The sequence below is a fragment of the Oceanobacillus luteolus genome, from assembly GCF_042678205.1.
Classification (GTDB): Bacteria; Bacillota; Bacilli; order Bacillales; family Amphibacillaceae; genus Oceanobacillus; species Oceanobacillus luteolus.
The window spans coordinates 41,424-64,633 of sequence record NZ_JBHUDE010000043.1 but is presented as its reverse complement, the minus strand read 5'-3'; the positions used below and the strand labels follow the sequence as shown (position 1 = coordinate 64,633).

Annotated in this window: 20 protein-coding genes and 1 other RNA gene; 4 read left to right on the top strand and 17 right to left on the bottom strand. The window is 39.3% G+C overall.

From position 1 onward, the window contains the following. Positions 1–53 precede the first annotated feature (53 nt). From spxA to ACFSBH_RS09455, 5 genes are all read right to left on the bottom strand, one after another. Positions 54–449: a transcriptional regulator SpxA gene (spxA, locus tag ACFSBH_RS09475; protein ID WP_251511368.1), complete on the bottom strand. Its 396-nt coding sequence runs from the start codon at positions 447–449 to the stop codon at positions 54–56. Positions 450–686: 237 nt separating this feature from the next. Then, entirely contained in the window at positions 687–1,964 is a 1,278-nt protein-coding gene (gene aceA / locus ACFSBH_RS09470; RefSeq protein WP_251511363.1) for an isocitrate lyase, read from the bottom strand. Continuing rightward, positions 1,964–3,565 carry a malate synthase A gene (gene aceB / locus ACFSBH_RS09465; protein ID WP_251511358.1) on the bottom strand — a complete coding sequence of 534 codons (1,602 nt, stop codon included), beginning with the start codon at positions 3,563–3,565 and terminating at the stop codon, positions 1,964–1,966. Before aceB ends, aceA begins: the two co-directional genes overlap by 1 nt. A 354-nt stretch (positions 3,566–3,919) precedes the next feature. Beyond that, the gene (locus ACFSBH_RS09460; protein ID WP_379597218.1) at positions 3,920–4,738 is read right to left on the bottom strand and encodes an alpha/beta fold hydrolase; all 819 of its coding nucleotides are present in this window, start codon (positions 4,736–4,738) and stop codon (positions 3,920–3,922) included. A 125-nt stretch (positions 4,739–4,863) separates the two neighbouring features. Further along, complete coding sequence (locus ACFSBH_RS09455) at positions 4,864–5,346, bottom strand: ribonuclease H-like YkuK family protein (protein ID WP_379597246.1); 483 nt, start codon at positions 5,344–5,346, stop codon at positions 4,864–4,866. Positions 5,347–5,692: 346 nt separating this feature from the next. Here ACFSBH_RS09455 and yidA point away from each other — a divergent pair, with 346 nt between their 5' ends. Both yidA and ACFSBH_RS09445 read left to right on the top strand, forming a co-directional pair. Beyond that, a complete protein-coding gene (yidA, locus tag ACFSBH_RS09450) occupies positions 5,693–6,514 on the top strand; it encodes a sugar-phosphatase (RefSeq protein ID WP_251511350.1) in 822 nt (273 codons plus the stop codon). Between the two features lie 206 nt (positions 6,515–6,720). Further along, positions 6,721–7,026 (top strand): iron-sulfur cluster assembly accessory protein, encoded by a 306-nt coding sequence (locus ACFSBH_RS09445; RefSeq protein ID WP_251511349.1) that lies wholly within the window; start codon positions 6,721–6,723, stop codon positions 7,024–7,026. A 260-nt stretch (positions 7,027–7,286) separates the two neighbouring features. Here the strand turns inward: ACFSBH_RS09445 and ACFSBH_RS09440 are convergent, their stop codons facing one another. The 7 genes from ACFSBH_RS09440 to secG form a co-directional block, all read right to left on the bottom strand. Then, entirely contained in the window at positions 7,287–7,493 is a 207-nt protein-coding gene (locus ACFSBH_RS09440) for a DUF4177 domain-containing protein (protein WP_379597215.1), read from the bottom strand. 810 nt (positions 7,494–8,303) lie between these two features. After that, positions 8,304–8,664, bottom strand: a transfer-messenger RNA (tmRNA) gene (gene ssrA / locus ACFSBH_RS09435). A gap of 92 nt (positions 8,665–8,756) precedes the next feature. Then, positions 8,757–9,221, bottom strand: coding sequence for an SsrA-binding protein SmpB (gene smpB / locus ACFSBH_RS09430; protein ID WP_379597213.1), 465 nt, complete (start codon positions 9,219–9,221; stop codon positions 8,757–8,759). Positions 9,222–9,296: 75 nt separating this feature from the next. Next, positions 9,297–10,103, bottom strand: coding sequence for a zinc transporter ZupT (zupT, locus tag ACFSBH_RS09425; protein ID WP_251511346.1), 807 nt, complete (start codon positions 10,101–10,103; stop codon positions 9,297–9,299). A 166-nt stretch (positions 10,104–10,269) separates the two neighbouring features. After that, the gene (rnr, locus tag ACFSBH_RS09420; RefSeq protein ID WP_251511344.1) at positions 10,270–12,498 is read right to left on the bottom strand and encodes a ribonuclease R; all 2,229 of its coding nucleotides are present in this window, start codon (positions 12,496–12,498) and stop codon (positions 10,270–10,272) included. A gap of 49 nt (positions 12,499–12,547) precedes the next feature. After that, complete coding sequence (locus tag ACFSBH_RS09415; RefSeq protein ID WP_251511343.1) at positions 12,548–13,294, bottom strand: alpha/beta hydrolase; 747 nt, start codon at positions 13,292–13,294, stop codon at positions 12,548–12,550. A gap of 74 nt (positions 13,295–13,368) precedes the next feature. After that, positions 13,369–13,599, bottom strand: a complete 231-nt coding sequence (gene secG, locus ACFSBH_RS09410; RefSeq protein WP_251511342.1) for a preprotein translocase subunit SecG — start codon at positions 13,597–13,599, stop codon at positions 13,369–13,371. 256 nt (positions 13,600–13,855) lie between these two features. Here secG and ACFSBH_RS09405 point away from each other — a divergent pair, with 256 nt between their 5' ends. Together ACFSBH_RS09405 and ptsP are read left to right on the top strand one after the other, a co-directional pair. Beyond that, positions 13,856–14,776: an alpha/beta hydrolase gene (locus ACFSBH_RS09405; RefSeq protein ID WP_251511341.1), complete on the top strand. Its 921-nt coding sequence runs from the start codon at positions 13,856–13,858 to the stop codon at positions 14,774–14,776. 5 nt (positions 14,777–14,781) lie between these two features. Next, a complete protein-coding gene (gene ptsP, locus ACFSBH_RS09400; RefSeq protein WP_251511340.1) occupies positions 14,782–16,497 on the top strand; it encodes a phosphoenolpyruvate--protein phosphotransferase in 1,716 nt (571 codons plus the stop codon). 98 nt (positions 16,498–16,595) lie between these two features. Here the strand turns inward: ptsP and ACFSBH_RS09395 are convergent, their stop codons facing one another. The 5 genes from ACFSBH_RS09395 to ACFSBH_RS09375 form a co-directional block, all read right to left on the bottom strand. Continuing rightward, positions 16,596–17,171 (bottom strand): nitroreductase family protein, encoded by a 576-nt coding sequence (locus tag ACFSBH_RS09395; protein WP_251511339.1) that lies wholly within the window; start codon positions 17,169–17,171, stop codon positions 16,596–16,598. Between the two features lie 1,041 nt (positions 17,172–18,212). Continuing rightward, positions 18,213–19,499 (bottom strand): phosphopyruvate hydratase, encoded by a 1,287-nt coding sequence (gene eno, locus ACFSBH_RS09390; protein WP_251511338.1) that lies wholly within the window; start codon positions 19,497–19,499, stop codon positions 18,213–18,215. A 39-nt stretch (positions 19,500–19,538) separates the two neighbouring features. Continuing rightward, positions 19,539–21,083 (bottom strand): 2,3-bisphosphoglycerate-independent phosphoglycerate mutase, encoded by a 1,545-nt coding sequence (gene gpmI, locus ACFSBH_RS09385; protein WP_379597208.1) that lies wholly within the window; start codon positions 21,081–21,083, stop codon positions 19,539–19,541. Beyond that, complete coding sequence (tpiA, locus tag ACFSBH_RS09380; RefSeq protein WP_379597207.1) at positions 21,080–21,838, bottom strand: triose-phosphate isomerase; 759 nt, start codon at positions 21,836–21,838, stop codon at positions 21,080–21,082. The genes gpmI and tpiA overlap by 4 nt, the downstream gene beginning before the upstream one ends. Before the next feature lie 18 nt (positions 21,839–21,856). Further along, entirely contained in the window at positions 21,857–23,038 is a 1,182-nt protein-coding gene (locus ACFSBH_RS09375; protein WP_379597205.1) for a phosphoglycerate kinase, read from the bottom strand. Between the last annotated feature and the right edge of the window lie 172 nt (positions 23,039–23,210).

The following is a 23,210-nucleotide window of genomic DNA, read 5'->3' as shown; positions in this document are numbered from 1 at the left end:
TTCGTTTAGCCGAAAAATAGCACGTTAAAATATATATTGAAACCATTACATGATTAGTTGATAGCCTTTTGCATTTCCTGTAAATTGAACTCGCGAACAGAGCGAGGCAAGAAACTGCGGATTTCGTCTGCATTATATCCAACTTGCAGACGCTTGTCGTCCAACATGATGGGACGTTTTAAAATTCCAGGATTTTCTTCGATTAATGAAAGTAATTCCTGTAGGGATAACTTTTCTAAATCAGGTTTTAACTGTTGAAATGCTTTAGAACGAGTAGAAATTATTTCCTCCGTTCCGTTATCAGTCAGACGGAGTATTTCTTTGATTTCGTCTCTTTGTAGAGGTTCTGACATGATATTTCTTTCTCTGTAAGCAATATCATGTTCTTGAAACCACTTCCGAGCCTTTCTGCAGGAAGTACAACTAGGTGTAACATAAAGCGTAACCATTCATCTACCCCCATATATTATTGAAAATAAAAAAGTTAAATTCAAATATATTTAATTACATATATCATAACGCAAATAAGCAGTTTCGTCAAGTCGGATGAGTTAAGAAACCCTACTAATTCTGAGTTTGCTTCAAATCAAGGAATCATAATGAGATGATAATTGAAGGACCTAATATTTTACTCTGTACCAAAAATAAGAGCGAGCTTCCCGAATCGGGTTACTCGCTCTGATACGTTAACTTGTGAACTGCTCTTCTTCTGTTGATCCAGTTAATGCGGTAGTAGAAGATTCTCCTCCAGAAATAACTTGTGCCACTTCATCGAAGTAACCTGTACCAACTTCACGTTGATGTCTTGTAGCTGTGTATCCATGCTGCTCACTCGCAAATTCAGCCTGCTGCAACTCAGAATAAGCTGCCATACCTTCATCTTTATATTTTCTTGCAAGTTCAAACATGCTATGGTTCAATGCATGGAAGCCAGCCAATGTAACGAACTGGAATTTATATCCCATTTTTCCTAGCTCACGTTGAAAATTAGCAATCTCAGCGTCCGACAATTTCCGTTTCCAATTAAAGGATGGTGAACAATTGTATGCCAACAATTTATCTGGATATTTTTCATGGATTGCCTCGGCAAAGCGACGTGCCTCCTCCAGATCCGGTTCTGATGTTTCACACCAGATCAAGTCTGCATATGGTGCATAAGCTAAACCTCGGGCAATCGCCTGATCAAGGCCCGCTTTTGTTCGGAAGAATCCTTCGGAAGTCCTCTCACCAGTGATGAACGGTGAGTCATACGGATCAACATCACTTGTGATCATATCTGCAGCATTCGCATCCGTCCGCGCGATAATTACCGTTGGAGTACCCATCACATCTGCTGCAAAACGAGCGGCAATCAAGTTTTTCACAGCTGTTTGTGTCGGCAGAAGTACTTTCCCGCCTAGATGGCCGCACTTCTTCTCAGAAGATAATTGATCTTCGAAGTGGACCCCAGCCGCACCCGATTCAATCATCCCTTTCATCAGTTCGAATACGTTCAACTGTCCGCCGAAACCCGCTTCTGCATCCGCAACAATAGGTGCAAACCAATCGATATCATTTTCCCCTTCTGAATAATGAATCTGATCTGCCCGCTGTAACGCCTGATTGATGCGTTTTACGACATGAGGAACACTATTAGCAGGATATAAACTTTGATCCGGATACATATGACCTGATAGATTCGCATCCGCAGCAACTTGCCACCCACTCAAGTAAATTGCTTTTAATCCTGCCTTCACTTGCTGAACCGCCTGATTTCCAGTAAGTGCACCTAATGCATTGATAAAATCTTCTTCATTAATAAGCTTCCATAGCTTTTCTGACCCTCGTTTAGCCAACGTGTGCTCAATATCCAGTGAACCCCTTAAGCGAATCACATCTTCCGCGGAATAATCTCGTACAATACCTTCCCAACGTTGATCGTTCTCCCATTCTTTCTGCAATTGCTCTGCTCTTTCTTGATACATTAATTATTTCCCCCTTTGGTTAGTTGTTCATAAGCCGGTAACGTCAGAAACTCAGCAAATGAATCCTTTTTGATTAATTCCAGAAAAATCTCAGCCGCTTTTTCATAGTTTCCTTGTTTAAAAGCCTCTGCCCCAATCCGATCTTTTATCTTCAATAATTCCTCCTGAGTGATCGTTTCCACAAGCGTAAGCGTCACCTTTCTTCCATCCGACAGCACACCCTTTGGATACCTTACCCATTGCCAAACTTGTGCACGTGAAATTTCTGCAGTTGCTGCATCTTCCATCAAATTATTTATTGGTACAGCACCTCTACCTGATAACCAAGCTGCTGTATATTGAATACCGACACTCACATTTGTCCTTAGTCCTTCTTCTGTAATATCGCCTTCTGGCAACTGGATGAGATTATCTTCCGTCACCTCCACATCTTCTCGTTTTCTGTGTACTTGATTCGGTGTCGGCATTGCTTGATTAAATACATCTGTAACAAGCTCAACCATCCCCGGGTGGGCTACCCATGTGCCATCATGCCCGTCATTCGCTTCTCGTTCTTTATCCTTTCTTACTTTTTCAAATGCGATTTTATTTTTTTCATCATCATTTTTCACTGGTATATGTGCTGCCATCCCGCCCATGGCAAATGCATTTCGTTTATGACAAGTCTTAATGGCAAGTAAGGAATAAGCACGCATGAAAGGGACTTCCATCGTAACGGCTGCACGATCAGGCAATATCCTCTCTGGATCTTTGTGGAACTTCTTAATATAACTGAAAATATAATCCCAGCGTCCACAATTCAAACCAGCAGCATGCTCACGAAGTTCAAACAGTATTTCATCCATTTCAAACGCTGCGGTGATTGTTTCAATTAATACCGTTGCCTTAATAGTGCCTTGCGGAATACCGAGCTCATTTTGTGAAAAAACAAAGATATCATTCCAAAGTCTTGCTTCTAAATGGTTTTCTATTTTTGGCAAATAAAAATATGGACCGCTACCTTGAGCCAATAATTCTGAAGCGTTATGGTACAGGTAAAGCCCGAAATCTACTAAACTTCCAGACATTGGTTTTCCATTCACCATTAAATGATTTTCTTCCAAATGCCATCCTCTTGGACGGACGATTAGTACAGCCGGATTTTCGTTCAGCACATATTTTTTACCATTTGGTCCTGTAAAATCAATTGTTCTTCTCACAGCATCTTTTAAATTGATTTGACCATTCATCATATTTTCCCAAGTTGGAGAGGTAGCGTCTTCAAAGTCTGCCATAAATGCTTTTGCACCGGAGTTCAAAGCATTTATAATCATCTTCCTCTCTACGGGTCCAGTAATTTCTACCCTGCGATCTCGCAGGTCTTTTGGTATTTGTCCAACGGTCCATTCACTTTCGCGAATATGCTTCGTCTCTTCCAGAAATTTTAAGTGTTTTCCTTCATTAAGCTTTTTTTGGATCTGTTGCCTAATCTCTAATAAATTTCTTCGTCGTTCATCGAAGTTCGTGTGAAGCTTTTCCAGAAACTCCAACGCTTGAGGCGTCAGAATTTCCGGAAAGGTTTCCCTGTGCTCGATTTCCACGGCAGATTGATTGGTAAGCATCTTGATTCATCACCCCTTGTTGTACTATAGAAACAATAACCCCTCATTGTTATATAACAATAAAATCAAAAAAATTAATCACCCTCTTTTTTCGATAAACAATAATCACACTCCATCGTATAGCTTTTAGCATCCACTTCTTGACCGCACTCAGGACACGACACGTGACCATACTTTATCATGTTGTTTTCCTCCTTTTATATAACAATCTAATTAATTGTTATCTTGTTATAATACAGTCTATTCGAAATCAAATTATATTGCAACCCCTTTTTCTGAAAAAATAGAAGAATAATTATTCTTGTAAATTTCGTTATTTGAAAAGTGCTGATATACGAAGGTTTACCTGGTGATTCAACCGTCCAAAAAGGATAAAATATTTCGAGAAACTTCCTGCGATTTCTCCTCGGTAATTAAATGTCCAGCTTTCTCGTAGGTATATAAATGACTATTTGGAAGGTCTTCTGATAAACGAACACCAATCTGTACTGGTACAACTCGATCCTCCAATCCCCAAATCAACAATACTGGTTGATGTATCTCCTTTAACTGTTCACTGCTTAGATCACCTTCACGGAAACGCAAAAGACGTATTAAAGTTTTATAGAAGTTCTTTTCTTGTAAAGGCTGACTATATGCTTCAATCAAGTCTCTCGATACAAAGGTTGTATCATATAACACATTCTCCAAATATTGTTGGACAGTCTTCTTATGCACGAACCGCTTGGCCACTTGTGCACTAAATGGAAGATAGGAAGCGTATCTTTGCCAAGCCCTTGCTTTATCCAAATAGCCAGAGCTCGCGATCAATACAAGTTTATCAATCCTTTCCGGCACCAGGATTGTCGAATGGAGAGCAACTTGACCACCCATGGAATGTCCTACAATTGAGGCCTTGTCCAAATTGAAATAATCCATGCAAGCAGTAATCAGCCTTCCATAATTCTCATATGTATACGTGAAAGTAGTGCTCTTCTCACTTTTTCCGAATCCCGGCAAATCAATAGCAATTATCGAATGGCTATCAGACAACTTTGGAATAACCCGTCGAAACGTAGAAACAGAGGATACAAATCCATGGATAAAAATGATCGGGGGTTTATCTTGAAGTAAATGTTCACAATAAATATTCATGTTTGACAAGCGAATGATTTCTTTTGTTAGCGACTTCATGATGATCATCTCTCCAGCTGTGTCATTTTCATTTTATTATATAAATCTCCATCAAAATTAAACATGCAGACAAACCCACATGTTTAATTAGTACTATACCCGTTTTTTATTAAATATATGGAGGATTACTTTGTATATCGATTTGCATAGGAACTGGCTACAAAAGCTTCTGGTTTGATTTTCGGCTCTATACCCAACGCTTCCATTCTTGCAAGCATTTCATTTACAAATATTCTAGTTTTATTTTTATTGCCAGAACCGATGTCAATATGACCTTCTATTGTAAAGGAACCACCGCGATATATATTAGGTAAAACAATCTCAATCAACTCTTCTTTTCTTTCTTCTGTAAACATACTGACAACTTCTTCTGTCAAACTCGTTTCAAAAGAAATTCGTTCATGCAGCTGGTTCATTTTCCTTGGTACGATAACTTTACGAATACATGCCCAGGCTCCTTTTGTTTCACATTGAATAACGATTCCGGTAATAAAACGAGTATACGTGGAATGAACTTGAGAATCTGTTCCGAACATCAATTTATAACTGCCGTACGGATCCTTTTCCATAAACCTTTTTATGTTCTGAAACACCTGTTGAAAAGACATGTTTTTTTCGCTTAAGTTTTCGAACGTGTAGTTGTATAAGTGGAATCTAGCCAAGAACATGACCTCCTCTTATGATTAAGATATGATGGACACCTTTTCATCGTTCAATTATAAGCTACATTCAAACCGAAAATTATAAAGATTATGTAAAATTAATGGTACGAAACTTCATATCCTATCTTTCTCCAGTGGCAGAAGCTTACTATTCATAGATTTCCCATATATTCCATTTTTATTTCAGAAAATCAGAGCCTTCTCGAAAATAGTATGGAAGTCAAACAAATCAATGAATAAAATGAGGAAATATCGTATAATGGACCTATCAGAAATTATAAGGAGCGTATTCATGTTTAAGTTAATTGCGATTGATATGGATGGAACATTATTAAATGATTATCATGAAGTTCCTCAAGAGGTAAAAGATACGTTAGTCGAAGCAAAAAAACTTGGAATCAAGATTGTGCTTTGTTCGGGGCGGCCAATTGTCGGCATGCGGGAATATGTAAAAGAATTGAATTTGAATGAAGCAGAAGACTATGCTATCGCCTTTAATGGTGCCTATATCGAGAATTCAAACACCGGTGAAGTAGTGAATGAGTTCTCTATGGAAAATAAGCATTTACTTCAATTGTATGAGCTGAGCCTTGAGTTGAATACACCGATGCATTTCTTTGATGTAGAACAACTATATACTCCCAATCAAAAGATCAGTAAATATACGATATTAGAATCCTACTTGAACGATATCCCTTTAAACTTCTGTCCGGTCAATGAATTTCCGAAAGAGCGCACTATCCCGAATATCATGTATATCAATGAGCCGAGTAAGATATCTAAAATAATGGAAAAACTACCTGAGGGATTAAGTGAAGAATACGCTATTGTAAAAAGTGCCCCACATTTCCTTGAATTTACTCATCCGGACGCAACGAAAGGTAATGCGGTCAAGTTACTGGCAACGAAGCTTGGAATTAAACAACATGAAATAATGGCCATCGGGGATAATGGAAATGATATCTCCATGATTCAATTTGCAGGTTGTGGAGTAGCGATGAAGAACGCGATTCCAGAAGTTAAAGCGGTCGCTGACTACGAAACCCTTACGAACAATGAAGGTGGAGTAGCTCATGCCATCCAAAAATTCATATTAGATCAAATGAAAGTGTAAAGTTTGGCAATCAAACTTCATACAAAAAATCGAACCAACCAACTGTGGTTCGATTTTTTTATTACTTTTCTTCAAAAATATGTACACAAAAGAGAAATGACCAGTAATATCGTTTTTACACAATGAAAAGTAGAATCTTTAAAAATGACTAATCGGATTATTTCATGAGATAATAAAATAGAACCTTATAGATTGGAGACTTTAACATGAAATGTAAAATCAATCGTAATGCTGCAAAGGAATTAAAGAAAATGCTGGAAACCGATGAAGCGGAAGGCAAAATGATTCGAGTTTATATCGATCATATCCACGGGGACCATGCACATTACGGCTTAAGTCTGGATACTCCACAAGAACATGACGAAATTGTACAGACGGACAAAGATATCGAAATTTTACTGGATAGCCGCGAAGATTTTCTGGACGGAATCTGGATCCAATATTTCTATGTCGGGGACAATCCTGGATTTATGATTACGAACCCATCTAAAGGTGGACATGTACATCATTAAAAGGTAAATCCCATCTTTAAATTATTTACACCAAATTCGTTATGAAATGGGACATTAGGTCGGTTTGCCCTTCCTCTTGTCCCATTTTTATTGCCAATATCATTACTTTTTTAATCTAAAATTTTCTCGACGGATTGACGGGAATCTAAGATGTTATCCTAACTTATGCCTCCGCCCTAATTTTAAACACGAACGTTGTACTATGATATATGAAATAGAAAAATCCCTAAACATTATATATGCCAGGGATTTTTAAAGCTTTAACCAATATCTTTCTCCATTTTTTCTTTTTTTCTTTTAAATATTACCCTAAATAAAGTGGGAATCCCATATCCACTTATACCTGAATCAATTCGCATTAACTCCCAGCCTTCTTTTTCATGAGAATCAACGACGGATTGGTAGTCTTCTTCTGGCGAAAGTTTGAAAGCTGACAACTTGACCTCTACAACTTTATGTTCATACACCCAAATCCCCCCCTATCCCCTACAATACATGTAACATACTATGTTAGTATGTATTATTAATATATCATTTTATACTATATTTTCAAAATAATCAGTGCTTATTGGATTTATAACTCTTAAAGAAAATATTAAATAACTGTAAAATACAATGACTATTAAAAGGAGATTTGAATACATAAGATTTACTGGGGAACATAAAGGTATCCTTTTTCTCGATTTTAATACAGCAAATTCACCTGAATTTCCACAGTCTGTTCTTGGTTGGTTTAAAAGTGTTATTGAAGAAAATGTTATAGTACCTCACGTAATGACCTTATCAACTGTCGACCAAATTGGAACTCATAATGCATGAGTATTAATTATATAAGTTTTGATATTTTGCAACATCAGCTACAAGTGGAAAAGGTGAATAATTAGAAAGCAATAAAACCTTTTATTGGCCGGAAGAAGTGAGACAAAGATACGGGGGATAACTTCTAAATTTCCAGCTAAAGTGAGCGTACTTGACTTCTCAGAAAGGTCAATAGGAGCAAAAATATTAACGTTAATCGAAAAGCAATGTAAGAGGTTAACACAGCGGAAAAAAATTAGTATAAACGTTGGATGTACTTAAGAATAAACCTAATACAGTTAGTGCTGATTGGATATTATTATATGCAGTTGATGCAAACGAGCTTTAATTTCTTACAGAGGAAATCCAGAAACAAAGCACATCCGGGTGACATACTTCATAAAGGAGATAGTTGGAATCTTCATTTTTATGGCCGTGATAGATTAGCTAGAAATAAAAAAACCACCAACATTATGTATTGGTGGAGACGGTGGGAATCGAACCCACGTCCAGAGATATTGCCACTCAGGCTTCTACACGTGTAGTTGGTATATTAGTATTTCGCTATCCACTCAGCCTACCAACAGGCTTTGTGAAAGCTAGTCTGGTTAATCTCGACTGACGATCCTCAGACGGTGGAAGTCAGTCCAGCCTGCTAGAGTTTGAGACCCTTCAATCTGCAACACAGGCAATTGCAGGAAGGATCCTTTAGTCAGTGCTTATGCAGCTGCTAAAGAGTAGTTTTCGTTTTTGCCAGTTATAGGCGTTTACGTTTTACGAGCCGTAACCTCGACGCGCAACCTGAGCTCAACCTACCCCTGTCGAATCCGTAACGTCCCCATAAAATGAGAACTGCTAGGGCTGTTTTCAAGCTCTGTGTTCATTATAGCATAAAGTGAACAAAATGAAAAGGGGGAGCGGGCAGTTGCCTCTTATTGGTTGTGCTCCTTCATCGCCCGGTCCGCATCCCGTTTCATTTGTTTCCGTTTCATATCTTCACGCTTATCAAATTTCTTTTTACCTTTACCTAAGCCGATCAGCACTTTTGCATAACCATTTTTAATATAAATTTTCAGTGGTACAAGCGTATATCCTTCTTGTTTCGTCAAACCGATCAATTTATCAATTTGCTTCCGGTGCAGCAACAGTTTCCTGGAGCGGGTCGGGTCATGATTGTATCGGTTGCCTTGTTCATACTCAGCAATATGAAGATTAACCAGATATACCTCTCCGTTTACAATCCGAGCGTGAGCATCTTTGATATTCACCCGACCGAGCCTTAGGGATTTAATTTCTGTTCCTTGAAGGACTATCCCTGCTTCATACGTATCTTCAATAAAATAATCATGTCGTGCTTTTCTGTTTTCTGCGATTGATTTTCCTAATCCTTTAGGCATAATTACACCTCCCACGAAAACCTTGCATAGAATATAATTCTATCAAATTCCAGCGAATATGCCAACAATCAAGGCCTATTGTAAATAAATGAGGCTGATTGCCATAATTGCCATACCTGCTATCACACCGTAGATCGATAAATGTGTTTGGTCGTAACGCTTTGCTGCCGGTAAAAGTTCATCCAACGAGATGAACACCATTATTCCAGCAACCATGGCAAAAATTATCCCAAACAATGCCTCACTTAAGAAAGGCATCAAAACAAGGAATGCAATGACGGCTCCTATCGGTTCAGCTAAGCCCGACAGAAAAGAATACTTAAAAGCTTTCTTCTTGTTCCCTGTAGCATAGTAAATCGGCACAGATACTGCAATCCCTTCAGGAATATTATGAATCGCTACTGCGACCGCGATGGCAAACCCAATCGAGGGATCTTGCAATGTCGAGACGAAAGTGGCAATCCCCTCCGGAAAGTTGTGGATAGCAATAGCCAACGCAGTGAACATTCCCATTTTCATCAATTCCGGATCGTTAATTGCATTTCCTGGTTTCTTCATATCCTCAACTTTTTTAACTTCATGGGGATTAGAGTACGTGGGAATGAATCGATCAATAATCCCAATAACTAACATTCCACCGAAAAATGCAACGACAGTTATCCAATACCCTTCTGTATCTCCAAAGGAAGAAACTAGTGCATCTTTTGCTTTGAAAAATATCTCAATCATTGATACGTAAATCATTACACCTGCAGAAAGACCAAGTGCAAATGAAAGGAATTTCGTATTCGTAGTTTTTGTAAAGAACGCGAGTAAACTTCCAACGCCGGTAGCAAGACCAGCAAAAAGCGTAAAAAGTAATGCTAGACCTACATGTTCCAATTTTTCACCCCCGCCATTACAGCGAATCAAAATGATATAAATTTACTTCTAGAATAAGTATATGTGAAACCCAACTTAGCTGTCAACAAATATTTTTACCATGCGCAACTTTTATTATAATTGAGAGTAAATAAAAACAGCGAGACCTCTCTCCCGCTGTTTATTTCTACTTTCTTCTTTTCCGTTTCTTCTTCATTCCATTCGCTTTTCCTTTGGAATTACTCTGTCGTTTTGCACCGACTTCTTGTTTCACTGGTTTACGACGTTTTTTTGGCTTGGCTTCCACAAGTTCAAAATCAACCACTCGTTCTTCAAGATTGACTTGAACCACCCTTACCTTCACAGCATCACCGACTCGATACATTTTTGCCGTATGCTCACCGATAAGAGCATGAGCCCGATCATTGTAATGATAATAATCATCCACTAAATAACTGACGTGGACAAGCCCTTCCACCGTGTTCTCCAGCTCCACAAAAAGCCCGAAGTTTGTTACAGAACTAATGACACCCTCATATTCTTCACCGACTTTATCAAGCATAAATTCGGCTTTCTTCAAATCATCCGTTTCTCGTTCTGCATCAACTGCACGCCGTTCCATCTCAGACGTATGTCTAGCAATTTCCGGAAGTGATTCTCTCCAGGTGGCAAGTGTTTTTCTATCCATTTCTTTATCAAAAAGATACGTACGGATCAATCGATGGACAATCAAGTCCGGGTACCTACGGATTGGAGAAGTGAAATGGGTATAAAACTCTGTTGCGAGTCCAAAGTGACCGACGCTCTCAGGTGCATATTTCGCTTGTTTCATAGAACGCAGCATCAATCGGGAAACAATCATTTCCTCTGGCTCATCTTTTAATTTTTCCAACACTTTTTGCAAAGCTTGAGGATGAACATCATTCGCCTTCCCCTTCACCGGAACACCTAAACTTGCTAGAAATTCGAAAAAGCTTTCTAATTTTCCTGAGTCTGGTTCTTCATGTATCCGATGGATAAATGGTACATCTAGCCAGTGAAAATGCTCTGCAATCGTTTCATTGGCAGCAAGCATGAATTCTTCGATTAAACGTTCTCCAACAGAACGCTCACGTAAAACTACGTCCGTAGCTTTACCATCATCATCCACGAGAACTTTTGCCTCTTTGAAATCAAAATCAATCGCTCCACGGCCTTTCCGCTTTCCACGTAAAATTTCCGCAAGCTTTTCCATATGTTCAAACATTGGTACCAAATCGGCGTACTTTTCCCGTAGCTCCTCATCAAGATCGACCAGAATTTTATTTACATCTGAATAAGTCATACGTTCCGTCGTATTGATCACACTTGGGAAAATTTCATGTTTCACTACTTCCCCACTGGAATTGAATTCCATTTCACAGCCAATTGTCAGACGGTCTACTTGGGGGTTGAGTGAACAAATACCATTGGATAATCGATGAGGAATCATCGGGATAACTCTATCGACCAAATATACACTCGTCCCTCTCTCAAATGCTTCTTTGTCAATTGGAGAGTCCTTTTCCACATAGTGTGTCACATCTGCAATATAAACACCAAGCAAGTAATTGCCATTATCCAACTTTTTTACTGAAACAGCATCATCCAAGTCTTTCGCATCCGCTCCATCGATCGTGACAATCACTTCATCGCGTCGGTCCTTACGTCCTTCCAACTCTTCCGGGGCTATTACCTCAGGAGTTTCAGCCGCCTGCTTTAACACTTCGTCAGGGAAATCGATGGATATGCCATGTTTATAGATGATGGAAATGATATCAATTCCCGGGTCATTTTTATGCCCAAGAATCTGAGTAATCTCCGCTTCTGCACTACTCCACGCTTCAGGGTATTTCGTAATCCGGGCAATGACTTTGTGACCGTCTACCGCACCGTTCGCTTTACTCTTCGGTATAAAGATATCATTAGGAATCCGCTTATCATCTGGTATGACAAATCCAAAATTCTGGTTATCATCATACGTTCCCACGACTTCTGTAACTGCACGTTCCAGTATACGGAGAACAACTCCTTCTGCCCGTTCGCCAGCATTAGAAGGCTTATCCCGTCGGACTAAGACCTTATCTCCGTTCATCGCAGAGGCTAAGTCCGATGGATTAATATATATATCCTCCTGCCCCTCCTCTTCCGGCAGCAGAAAAGCGAATCCTTTTTTATGCATTTGGATTTTTCCCAATACAAGGTTCATTTTTTCCGGTAGACCATAACGATTTTTTCTAGTACGGACGAGCTCACCAGTTTCCTCCAAGTGATTAAGTGTTTTGATTAATTCTTTAAATTCTTCTGCATCCGTAATCTCCATACTTTCTTCTATTTCATCCACACTTAATGGTCTCGAATCTCTTTCATTAAAAAATGTAAGAATTCTATCTTTCATCATCTCACCTACTTTCATTATATTTATTACCTTTCACAGCTTTTTTTAATCATTCTTTCCAATCGAGCTTATTCAAGAAGTCGAGGATGTCATTATGTAGTTCATCTTTTTGTTTATCTATCGTGATGACATGCCCTGATTCTTCGTACCATTTGATGTCTTTTAAGTCTGCCTCTACATTTTCATAAATGTAATTGGCACTTTCTGTGTTGATCATTTTATCTTGGCGGGCTTGTACTACAAATGTTGGTGTATAGATCGTATCGATATTTTCCCTAACCTCATCAATCTTTTCTTTAATCATTGGAAACAGCTTCGGTGCAGAAGTCATTAATTCCTGGACTTCTTTTTCTATCGTTCCTTTTTCCTTTCCTTCAAGCTGTTTATACTCTTTAGAAAACCACTCAAATCCTTGGGTCAACTGCTTTTCATTATCAAAAAACATTGGTGCGCACATGGAGATGATTCCTTTGATTTCTGTTGTGTAGGCAAGTTTCAATCCAAACACCCCACCCAACGAAAGACCGGCAACAGCAATTTCTTCGTATCCTAGTTCTTTTAAATGCTGGAAAGCTTGCTGAACATCTGCCCACCATTCATCAGCATTTGTTTTGACCAATTCCTCTGGCGGAAGTCCATGGCCTCGGTATATTGGTGCATGCGAAGTGTACCCTTCTTTCTCCAAATATCTCCCGAGCATTCTTACATCTGCTGTATGTCCTGTAAATCCGTGCAATAACAGTACAGCCCGAGGTCCAGCTTCAAAAGTAAATGGCATTGGCTGCTTAATTTTCATCCTAATCTGCTCCTTTACCAGCTATTTCAAAATTTTAAAAACCCTTACCACATGCGTGATAAGGGTAGACTTTACTATAAAACATATGCACTTAAAAATGCTAAGAGGAAAAAGATAACTCCTGTAACAATCGTACCACGATGTAAAATCAAGTCAATTCCTCTTGCTTTTTGCTTACCAAATAATTGTTCAGCACCACCGGAAATCGCTCCAGAAAGTCCTGCACTTTTCCCAGATTGTAATAGTACAAATACGATAAGAATAATTGCATCGATTACAAGTAGAATATTAACTGCCATCACCATGTTATAATGACACCTCCCGTGCGACTATAAGTGAAACTTCACTAAGATCTGAGGAATTCCATTCCCTTTCTCTACAGCAATTAGCTGAACAGATTCGGAGATTTACCCAGTTCAATGTGTATTAACTATTATATACTTTATCACAAGTATATTTTACATAGCAAGACTATTATTACATTTTCATTGATGGACGTTCAAACTTTTCCATTTTCTATTAAAGCACGTTATAATAGATAGTATAGGAGGATGAGGGTACATGAATGAAAGTTTTTGGTTTACTGCAAGCGACGATTGTGAATTATATATTCAAAAATGGGAAATAGGGCTTGCAGAAGCAAAAGCTGTAATTCTCATCTCCCACGGCATGACCGAGCATATCGGCCGCTATGATCATCTTGCATCCCACTTCAATAAACAAGGTTTCATCGTCTATGGTGACGACCACCGAGGCCACGGTAAAACCGGTGAAAAACAAGGCCAACTTGGTTTCATTGCTGAAAGCAATGGTTTTGATCGGATGGTAGAGGATACTCATGATCTAATTCAGTATATTAAAAAAGAACATCCCAGCTTGCCTATTTTCATTTATGGCCACAGCATGGGCTCTTTTATTGCAAGGAATTATATTCAAAAATATTCTCATGAAGTGGCGGGAGTAATACTATCAGGCTCTGGATTCTTCCCTGAAAAGAGCAGTAGATTAGGTCTAGAAATAGCCACACTTCAGGAACCGAGAAAAGAATCGACCTTGATGAACAATCTCGTATTCGGTAATTATAATAATAAGATAGTAGAGCGTTTGACCAGTTTCGACTGGTTGACTAGAGACAGCAAAGTCGTAGAGGAGTATGTTACTGACCCTCTTTCAGGATACGTCCCTTCTGCAGGTTTTTTCGTTGATTTATTGACAGGTATCTTAACGATGCAGGATGAAGAGAAAAATAAAGGAATCAGAAAAGATTTACCGATACTTTTTATTAGTGGTGATGCAGACCCTGTAGGAAATTATAGCAAAGGGGTATTTAAGGCAGCGGAAAGTTATGCAAAAGCCGATATAGAAAATATTCTTGTTGCCGTCTACCCAGAAGCCCGGCATGAATTGCATAACGAATTGAATAAGCAAGAAGTATTTCGATTTATCAACCAATGGATAAGTAAGCAACTTCATAAGGAGTGATTGACTTGAAGAAAATTAATGGTGTAGCTGCAGCAGCAGGTATTGCAATTTCAAAAGTTTACGAATTGGAGACTCCAGATTTATCTTATGAAAAAACGAAAGCAACAGATCCTGAACACGAAATAAATCGTCTGGACAATGCGTTACATGCATCCATCGAAGAATTGGAAAAAATTAAAGAACATACGAGAAATACAATTGGCGAAGATCATGCTGAGATTTTCTCCGCACATTTACTTATTTTGAATGACCCGGAACTGATCGATCCGATGAAAGAGAAAATAAAAGAAGAAAGCTTTATAGCTGAAGCGGCCTTAGAAGAAGTTTCAACAAGCTTTATTAATCTATTCGAAAATATGGATAATGAATATATGCGTGAACGGGCTGCAGATATCCGTGATGTAACCCAACGTGTACTTGCTCACCTGCTTGAGGTGCAATTCCCAGATCCAGCACTAATCGACGAAGAGGTTATCGTTATTGCTAATGACCTGACCCCTTCTGATACTGCACAACTAAATCGGGAATTTGTAAAGGGATTCGCAACGGATATCGGAGGTAGAACTTCACACTCAGCTATCATGGCCCGTTCTCTGGAGATCCCAGCAGTTGTTGGGACAAGTGTGATCACCGAAACAGTACAAGCTGGTGATATCGTCATCGTCGACGGCCTAGAGGGTAATGTCATCATAAACCCAGATGAAGCGACATTATCAGAGTATCGTGAAAAACAAGCAAAATACGAACAACAAAAACAGGAATGGGCAAAGTTAAAAAATGAAAAAACTTATTCTGCTGATGGAGTACAAGTTGAACTCGCTGCCAATATTGGTACGCCGGATGATATCGAAGGTGTACTTAACAATGGTGGAGAAGCAGTAGGCTTATATCGGACAGAATTCTTATATATGGGCAAGTCTTCCCTGCCTAGTGAAGAGGAACAATACGAAGCATATAAATCCGTTCTAGAACAAATGGACGGAAAAGCAGTTGTCGTTCGAACGCTTGATATCGGAGGAGATAAAGAACTAAGTTATCTCGATTTGCCTAAAGAAATGAACCCGTTTCTCGGTTTCCGTGCCATTCGTTTCTGTTTAGAAAATGAAGATGTGTTCCGTCCTCAGCTTCGAGCTCTTTTAAGAGCAAGCGTTCATGGAAACTTGAAAATCATGTTCCCAATGATAGCTACGCTTGAAGAGTTCCGAGCAGCTAAGGCGTTGCTCTTGGAGGAAAAAGAGTCACTTAAAAATGAAGGAATAGCTGTATCAGATGATATTGAAGTTGGTATCATGGTGGAAATCCCTTCCACGGCTGTGCTTGCACGCCAGTTTGCCAAAGAAGTTGATTTCTTCAGTATTGGTACGAACGATTTAATTCAATACACGATGGCAGCAGATCGGATGAACGAGCAAGTTTCCTACTTATACCAGCCGTACCATCCTGCAATTCTTAATTTAGTCAATAACGTTATTGAAGCTGCTCATAGCGAAGGTAAGTGGGTTGGCATGTGTGGTGAAATGGCAGGCGATCCAATCGCCATTCCAATATTGCTTGGTCTTGGACTAGATGAATTTAGTATGAGTGCCACATCCATTCTACCAGCAAGAACACAAATCAAAAATCTTTCTAAAGAAGAGATGGCATCCTATAAAGAGCAATTGCTGAATATGGGTACAGACGAAGAAGTGGTCGAGTTTATTAAAGAAAAAACAAATATGTAATATTATGGGTCAATCAAGATAATCCTTGATTGACCCATTTTTATTAAGAAGAATAATATGATTGTTTTGCTTTTACCGTAAATATCCATATTTACTCTTTATTCGATTACCTCAAGAAACTCCTTAACAGGTTTTCTCCCCTTATCCCTCGTCACTTTTTCTGGATAACCAATTTGCAAGACAGCTGAAATTTTATGTTTATCTGGGTCCAGCCCAATTTCTTTGATGAACTGTTCATCATGCATATAAGGCGTTATCGTCCAAAGCATTCCAATATCATATTCCCAAGCTGCAAGCTGACAATTTTGGATAAATGCAGCAATCGATGAGTACTCTTCTTCATTACGGATTCGGTCTTGCGGTTTTTCATAATAAATCAGTGCATGATGTGGAATCGTCAAGAGAAAATTACCGATAGACTCCCTGGAACGAACTGCTTTTGGTGAATCACCTTTGGGGAGCATCCCAACACGCTGATAACTGTTTAAAATGGCTTGGACTAGTATTTGTTTTCCTTTTCCTTGATAAAGCTTAATTCGCCATGCTTCTGACATATAGTGGGTTGGTGCATAGGAACCATATGTAAATATCTCCTTTAAGGTCGCAATATCGATCTCTTCATTTTTAAATGCAAGCGTGGAACGCCTTTCTTTTATCGTTCGTAATATATCCATGTACATCCCCCATTCAAATTGATTATAACGATACTGTAACCTCACTACAATAAGAACAATGAGTAGGAGGGTATTCTTTGCTGTAAGGACAGGAAGTGGACATTTGAGGTATTCCAGTCTTTACGAGGGTTATAAGTACAAGTAACCATGTATTCTCCTGTCCATTCATGTCCTTGTAAAGCTATAAGAACAGGAATTAACTCATCGTCGTTCCTATTCATGTACTTACAAGAGGTCTAAGTACAAGTAATCCTGCATTCTCATGTCCATTCTTGTCCTTATAAAGACTATAAGAACACGAATAAGTCCATCCCCATCCCTATTCATGCACTTACAAAGCATATAAGAACAAGTATCGCTGCATTCTCATGTCCATTCGTGTCCTTATAAAGGCTATAAGAACACGAATAAGTCCATCCCCATCCCTATTCATGCACTTACAAAGCATATAAGAACAAGTATCAATACATTCTTATGTCCATTCGTGTCCTTATAAAGACTATAAGAACACGAATAAGTCCATCCCAATGCCTATCCATGCGCTTACAAAGCATATAAGAACAAGTATTAATGCATTCTCATGTCCATTCGTGTCCTTATATAGGGTATAAGGACACGAATGAGTCCATCCCCATGCCTATTCATGCACTTACAAAGCATATAGGAACAAGTATCGCTGCATTCTCATGTCCATTCGTGTCCTTATAAAGACTATAAGATCACGAATAAGTCCATCCCCATGCCTATTCATGCACTTACAAAGCATATAAGAACAAGTATCAATGCATTCTTATGTCCATTCGTGTCCTTATAAAGGCTATAAGAACACGAATCAAGCCATCCCCATGCCTATTCATGTACTTACAAGGGTTATAACTACAAGTAACAGGGCATTCCCCTCTCCATTCGCGTCCTTAGAAAGCATCTAAGGACGCATAAGGAGAACTTCCGTTGTTCTAGCAATTTTAGAACATGACAACCTAGAAAGTTAAGCATAAAAATACCCTAGACTAAATTCAGCCTAGGGTATTTTCTATAGATTTATTTTTTTAAGTTGTAAAATGCTGTTTCGCCTGCGTACTCACCTAAGCCAGCGAGTTCATCTTCAATGCGTAACAATTGGTTGTATTTCGCAACACGGTCTGTACGGGATGGTGCACCAGTTTTGATTTGACCTGCGTTCGTTGCTACTGCAATATCTGCAATTGTCGCGTCTTCTGTTTCCCCAGAACGGTGAGAAATTACTGCTGTGTATCCAGCACGTTTCGCCATTTCAATTGCTTCAAACGTTTCAGTAAGTGTACCAATTTGGTTCACTTTGATGAGGATGGAATTTCCTACACCTTTTTCAATTCCTTCAGAAAGCTTAGCAGTATTAGTAACGAACAAGTCATCACCAACTAGTTGAACTCGGTCGCCGATACGGTCCGTCAACAACTTGAAGCCTTCCCAGTCATTTTCATCAAGACCATCTTCAATCGAAACGATAGGGTATTTATTGATCATCTCTTCATACCAGTCAACCATTTCTTCAGAAGTACGAACGACACCTTCACCTTTAAGGTTGTATTTACCATCTTCGTAAATCTCAGAAGCGGCTACGTCCATTGCAAGTTTAATTTCTTCACCTGGTTTGTAACCAGCAGCTTCAATCGCTTCAATGATTGTCTGTAATGCTTCTTCGTTTGAAGAAAGGTTAGGAGCAAATCCACCTTCATCACCAACAGCGGTGTTTAGGCCTTTGTCAGATAGAACTTTCTTCAAGGAATGGAAGATTTCCGTACCGATGCGTAACGCTTCTTTAAATGTTGGAGCAGCAACCGGCATAATCATGAATTCTTGAATATCCACGTTATTATCCGCATGTTCTCCACCGTTCAAGATATTCATCATCGGAGTCGGCAATACTTTTGCGTTAAATCCACCAAGATAATTGTAAAGTGGAAGATCTAGATAGCTGGATGCAGCATGAGCAGCAGCCATAGATACGCCTAAAATAGCGTTGGCACCTAATTTACCCTTGTTTTCTGTGCCATCCAACTCTATCAATAGAGCATCAATCACGTTTTGTCTTGTAACATCAAGACCGATTAATTCTGGAGCGATAATCTCATTAACATTTTTAACTGCTTTTTCAACACCTTTTCCAAGGTAACGGCTTTTATCTCCATCACGAAGTTCAACTGCTTCATATTCACCAGTTGAAGCACCACTTGGAACTAGTGAAGATCCGAAACCACCGGATTCTGTTGAAATTTCAACCTCAACTGTCGGGTTCCCACGGGAGTCTAATACTTCTCTTGCATAAACATCAGTAATGTATGGCATGTTAACATCTCTCCTTTTTTCATCTAGCTTAAGTAAAGCTTAATTTTTATCAATTAGCAAGGAATTACCTGTCATCTCATCTGGTTTCTCTATCCCCAGCACATCAAGTAAAGTTGGTGCCAAGTCAGCCAAGATACCACCATCTTTTAAGGCAACACCTTGTTTTGTTACAATGACCGGTACCGGATTAGTCGTATGAGCCGTCATTGGATTACCATCTAATGTAGTAACTTCATCTGAGTTACCGTGGTCTGCCGTAATAATCGCAGTACCACCAAGTTCGATAATTTTATCGACAATCTTGCCTAAACATTCATCCACTGCTTCAATTGCCTTAATTGTCGGTTCTAACTTTCCAGAATGTCCAACCATATCTGGGTTGGCGAAGTTAAGGATAATTGCATTCTGATTCCCTTCTTCCAATTCCTTCATCAAGGCATCCGTCACTTCATAGGCACTCATTTCCGGTTTTAGATCATACGTCGCAACTTTTGGTGAATCAATTAAAATACGTTTTTCTCCTGGAAATTCTTCATGACGACCACCACTCATAAAGTAAGTGACATGCGGATACTTTTCCGTTTCAGCAATGCGGAGCTGATTCAATCCGTTATCCGAGATCACTTCTCCTACAGTTTTACGTAGATTAGTCGGTCCAAAAGCTACTGAACTATTGATATCATCACTATAATTTGTAAAAGTTACAAAATCGATATCTTGCGGAACATTATCCCCACGTTCAAAATCGCGGAAGTCTGCATCAGTAAAGGTCCTTGAGATTTGAATCGCGCGATCTGGACGGAAGTTATAGAAAATGATGGAATCATTATCTTCAATCTTTCCGATAGGTTCACCGTTATCATCTACAATGACAGATGGAAGGATAAATTCATCGACAACACCTTGCTCATAGGAATCATAAACTACATCAATTGGCTTATGATATTTTGGTCCTTTTCCATGTACCATGGCTTCATAGGCTTTTTTCACACGATCCCAGCGACGGTCGCGGTCCATGGAATAGTAGCGTCCAGAAATCGTCGCAAACTGTCCAACTCCAAGCTCAGCCATTTTTTCTTCCGTTTGACGGATATAATCTCCCGCTGTCTTCGGACCAACGTCACGGCCGTCTAGAAATGCATGGACATATACTTTTTCCAAATCATTCGCTTTAGCAAGTTCAAGCAATGCAAACAAATGATTAATATGACTATGGACACCGCCATCTGATAATAATCCAAATAGATGGAGCGCTTTTTCACTTGTTTTTGCCTTATGGATAGTTTGAAGGAAGGCATCGATTTGGAAAAAATCACCTTCACGAATTGCCAAATTCACTCGAGTCAGGCTCTGATAAACGATTCGGCCAGCGCCGATATTCAGATGCCCCACTTCAGAGTTTCCCATTTGTCCATCTGGTAATCCAACCGCTTCTCCACTTGCCGTTAATCGGTTGTGTGGATAGTTGTTCCAATAGCGATCAAAGTTAGGCGTATGCGCTAGTTTAACAGCATTTCCCTTCGTTTCGTCCCGTAATGCAAATCCATCTAAGATGATTAGTGCTGCTAACTTATCCTGACTCATTTTGTACCTGCCTCCACAAGGGATAGGAAGGAATCCGCCTCGAGACTTGCTCCACCAACTAAAGCTCCGTCTACATCAGACTGACTCAATAGCTCATCGATTGTTGCAGGCTTTACGCTGCCGCCATATTGGATAATTACCTTTTCTGCTGCATCTTCAGAAGTCAATTCTTTTACGACTTGACGAATTTCACGGCATACTTCATTTGCATCTTCACTTGATGCTGTCTTTCCTGTTCCAATTGCCCAAATCGGTTCATATGCAATGATGGTTTGAGATACTTCCTCTTCTGATAAGCCTTTTAATGCTTCTGTCACTTGGTTGCGGACATGCTGTACAGTTTCATCCGCTTCCCGTTGTTCTAAGCTTTCACCAACACAAACGATTGGGACTAAACCGTGATGATGAGCAGCTTTTGTTTTTTGATTTACAGTATTGTCTGTTTCCGCAAAAAACTCTCTTCTTTCGGAATGACCAATAATGACGTGGGTAACACCGATATCTTTCAACATAACCGGGCTTACCTCACCTGTGAAAGCTCCACTATCTTCAAAATGCATATTCTGTGCCGCAACTTTAATGTTTGTGTTCGCAGTATCCTCAACTAGTTTTGCTAAATATGGGAATGGCGCACAGACAATAGCTTCCACTTTTTCAGAAGCTGGAACTTTTTCTCGAATAGATTCAACAAATTTTTTTACTTCATTCGCTGTTTTATTCATTTTCCAATTTCCTGCAATTACTCTCTTACGCATGATTTCATCCTCCCCTTATTATTTATCATTTAAAGCAGCTAAACCTGGCAATACTTTTCCTTCCATGAATTCAAGGGAAGCACCGCCACCAGTTGATACGTGATCCATTTGTTCCGCCAAGCCAAACTTCTCAACCGCAGCAGCCGAATCCCCTCCACCGATGATGGAGAATCCTTCTGTATCTGCTAGTGCTTGGGCAACTTCTCGGGTACCTCCGGCGAATGAGTTCATTTCAAACACACCCATCGGTCCGTTCCATAAAATTAAAGCAGATTCAAGAATTGTTTTACGATAAAGCTCTCTTGTATCAGGACCGATATCCAGTCCTTCCCAATCAGCCGGAATCTCATCTACAGGTACAATTTTCGTATCTGCACTATCTGAAAAATCACTTGCAACTACAGTATCAATCGGCATCAAGAAGTTTACATTCTTTTCTTTTGCTTTAGCGATGAATTCATTCGCTAAATCTAACTTGTCTTCTTCAAGAAGTGACTTTCCAATCTCATGGCCTTGCGCTTTAATAAATGTATAAGCCAGCCCTCCACCGATTATCAAGTTATCCACTTTATCAAGAAGATTATCAATCACGTTTATTTTATCTTTTACTTTTGCTCCGCCTATAATTGCTGTAAACGGGCGCTTCGGATCTGATAAAGCATTACCGAGAGCTTCAATTTCCTTTTCCATTAAAAAGCCTGCCGCTGCCGGTAACTTCTCAGCAACACCAACGGTTGAAGCATGAGCACGGTGAGCAGCTCCAAAAGCATCATTAACGTACAAATCAGCAATCTTCGCGAATTCCTCTGCAAGTGCCGGATCGTTCGCTTCTTCACCCGCTTCAAAGCGGACATTTTCAATCAATAGAATGTCACCGTCATTTAAGTTAGATACAGCTTCACTCACTTCTTCACCGTACACTGTATCTGTTTTTGTCACTTCTTTACCGGTTAAATTGCTCAATCGTTCTGCGACAGCATCCAATCTTAATTCCTCTACCACTTTACCTTTTGGTCGGCCTAAGTGACTTGCTAAAATTACTTTCGCACCATTTTCTGTTAAATATTCAATTGTTGGGATTGCCGCTTTGATTCGAGTATCATCAGTGACTTGCCCATCTTTCATTGGTACGTTGAAATCTACTCGGCAGAACACTCTTTTCCCTTTTACATCAAAGTCTTTCATCGTTTTCTTCTGCATCTTACTAACCTCCCAAATGGTAATAGAAAAAATCTACTAGTGTTTAGGTTTCCCTAGCATACTAACCATTAATCATTATATAACAGGTCCACATGAAACGCTTGTTATTAAGAGGGAATACATGGAATGATTATTAGTTTTTTATTTATGTATTGTAATAGATAAATGAAAA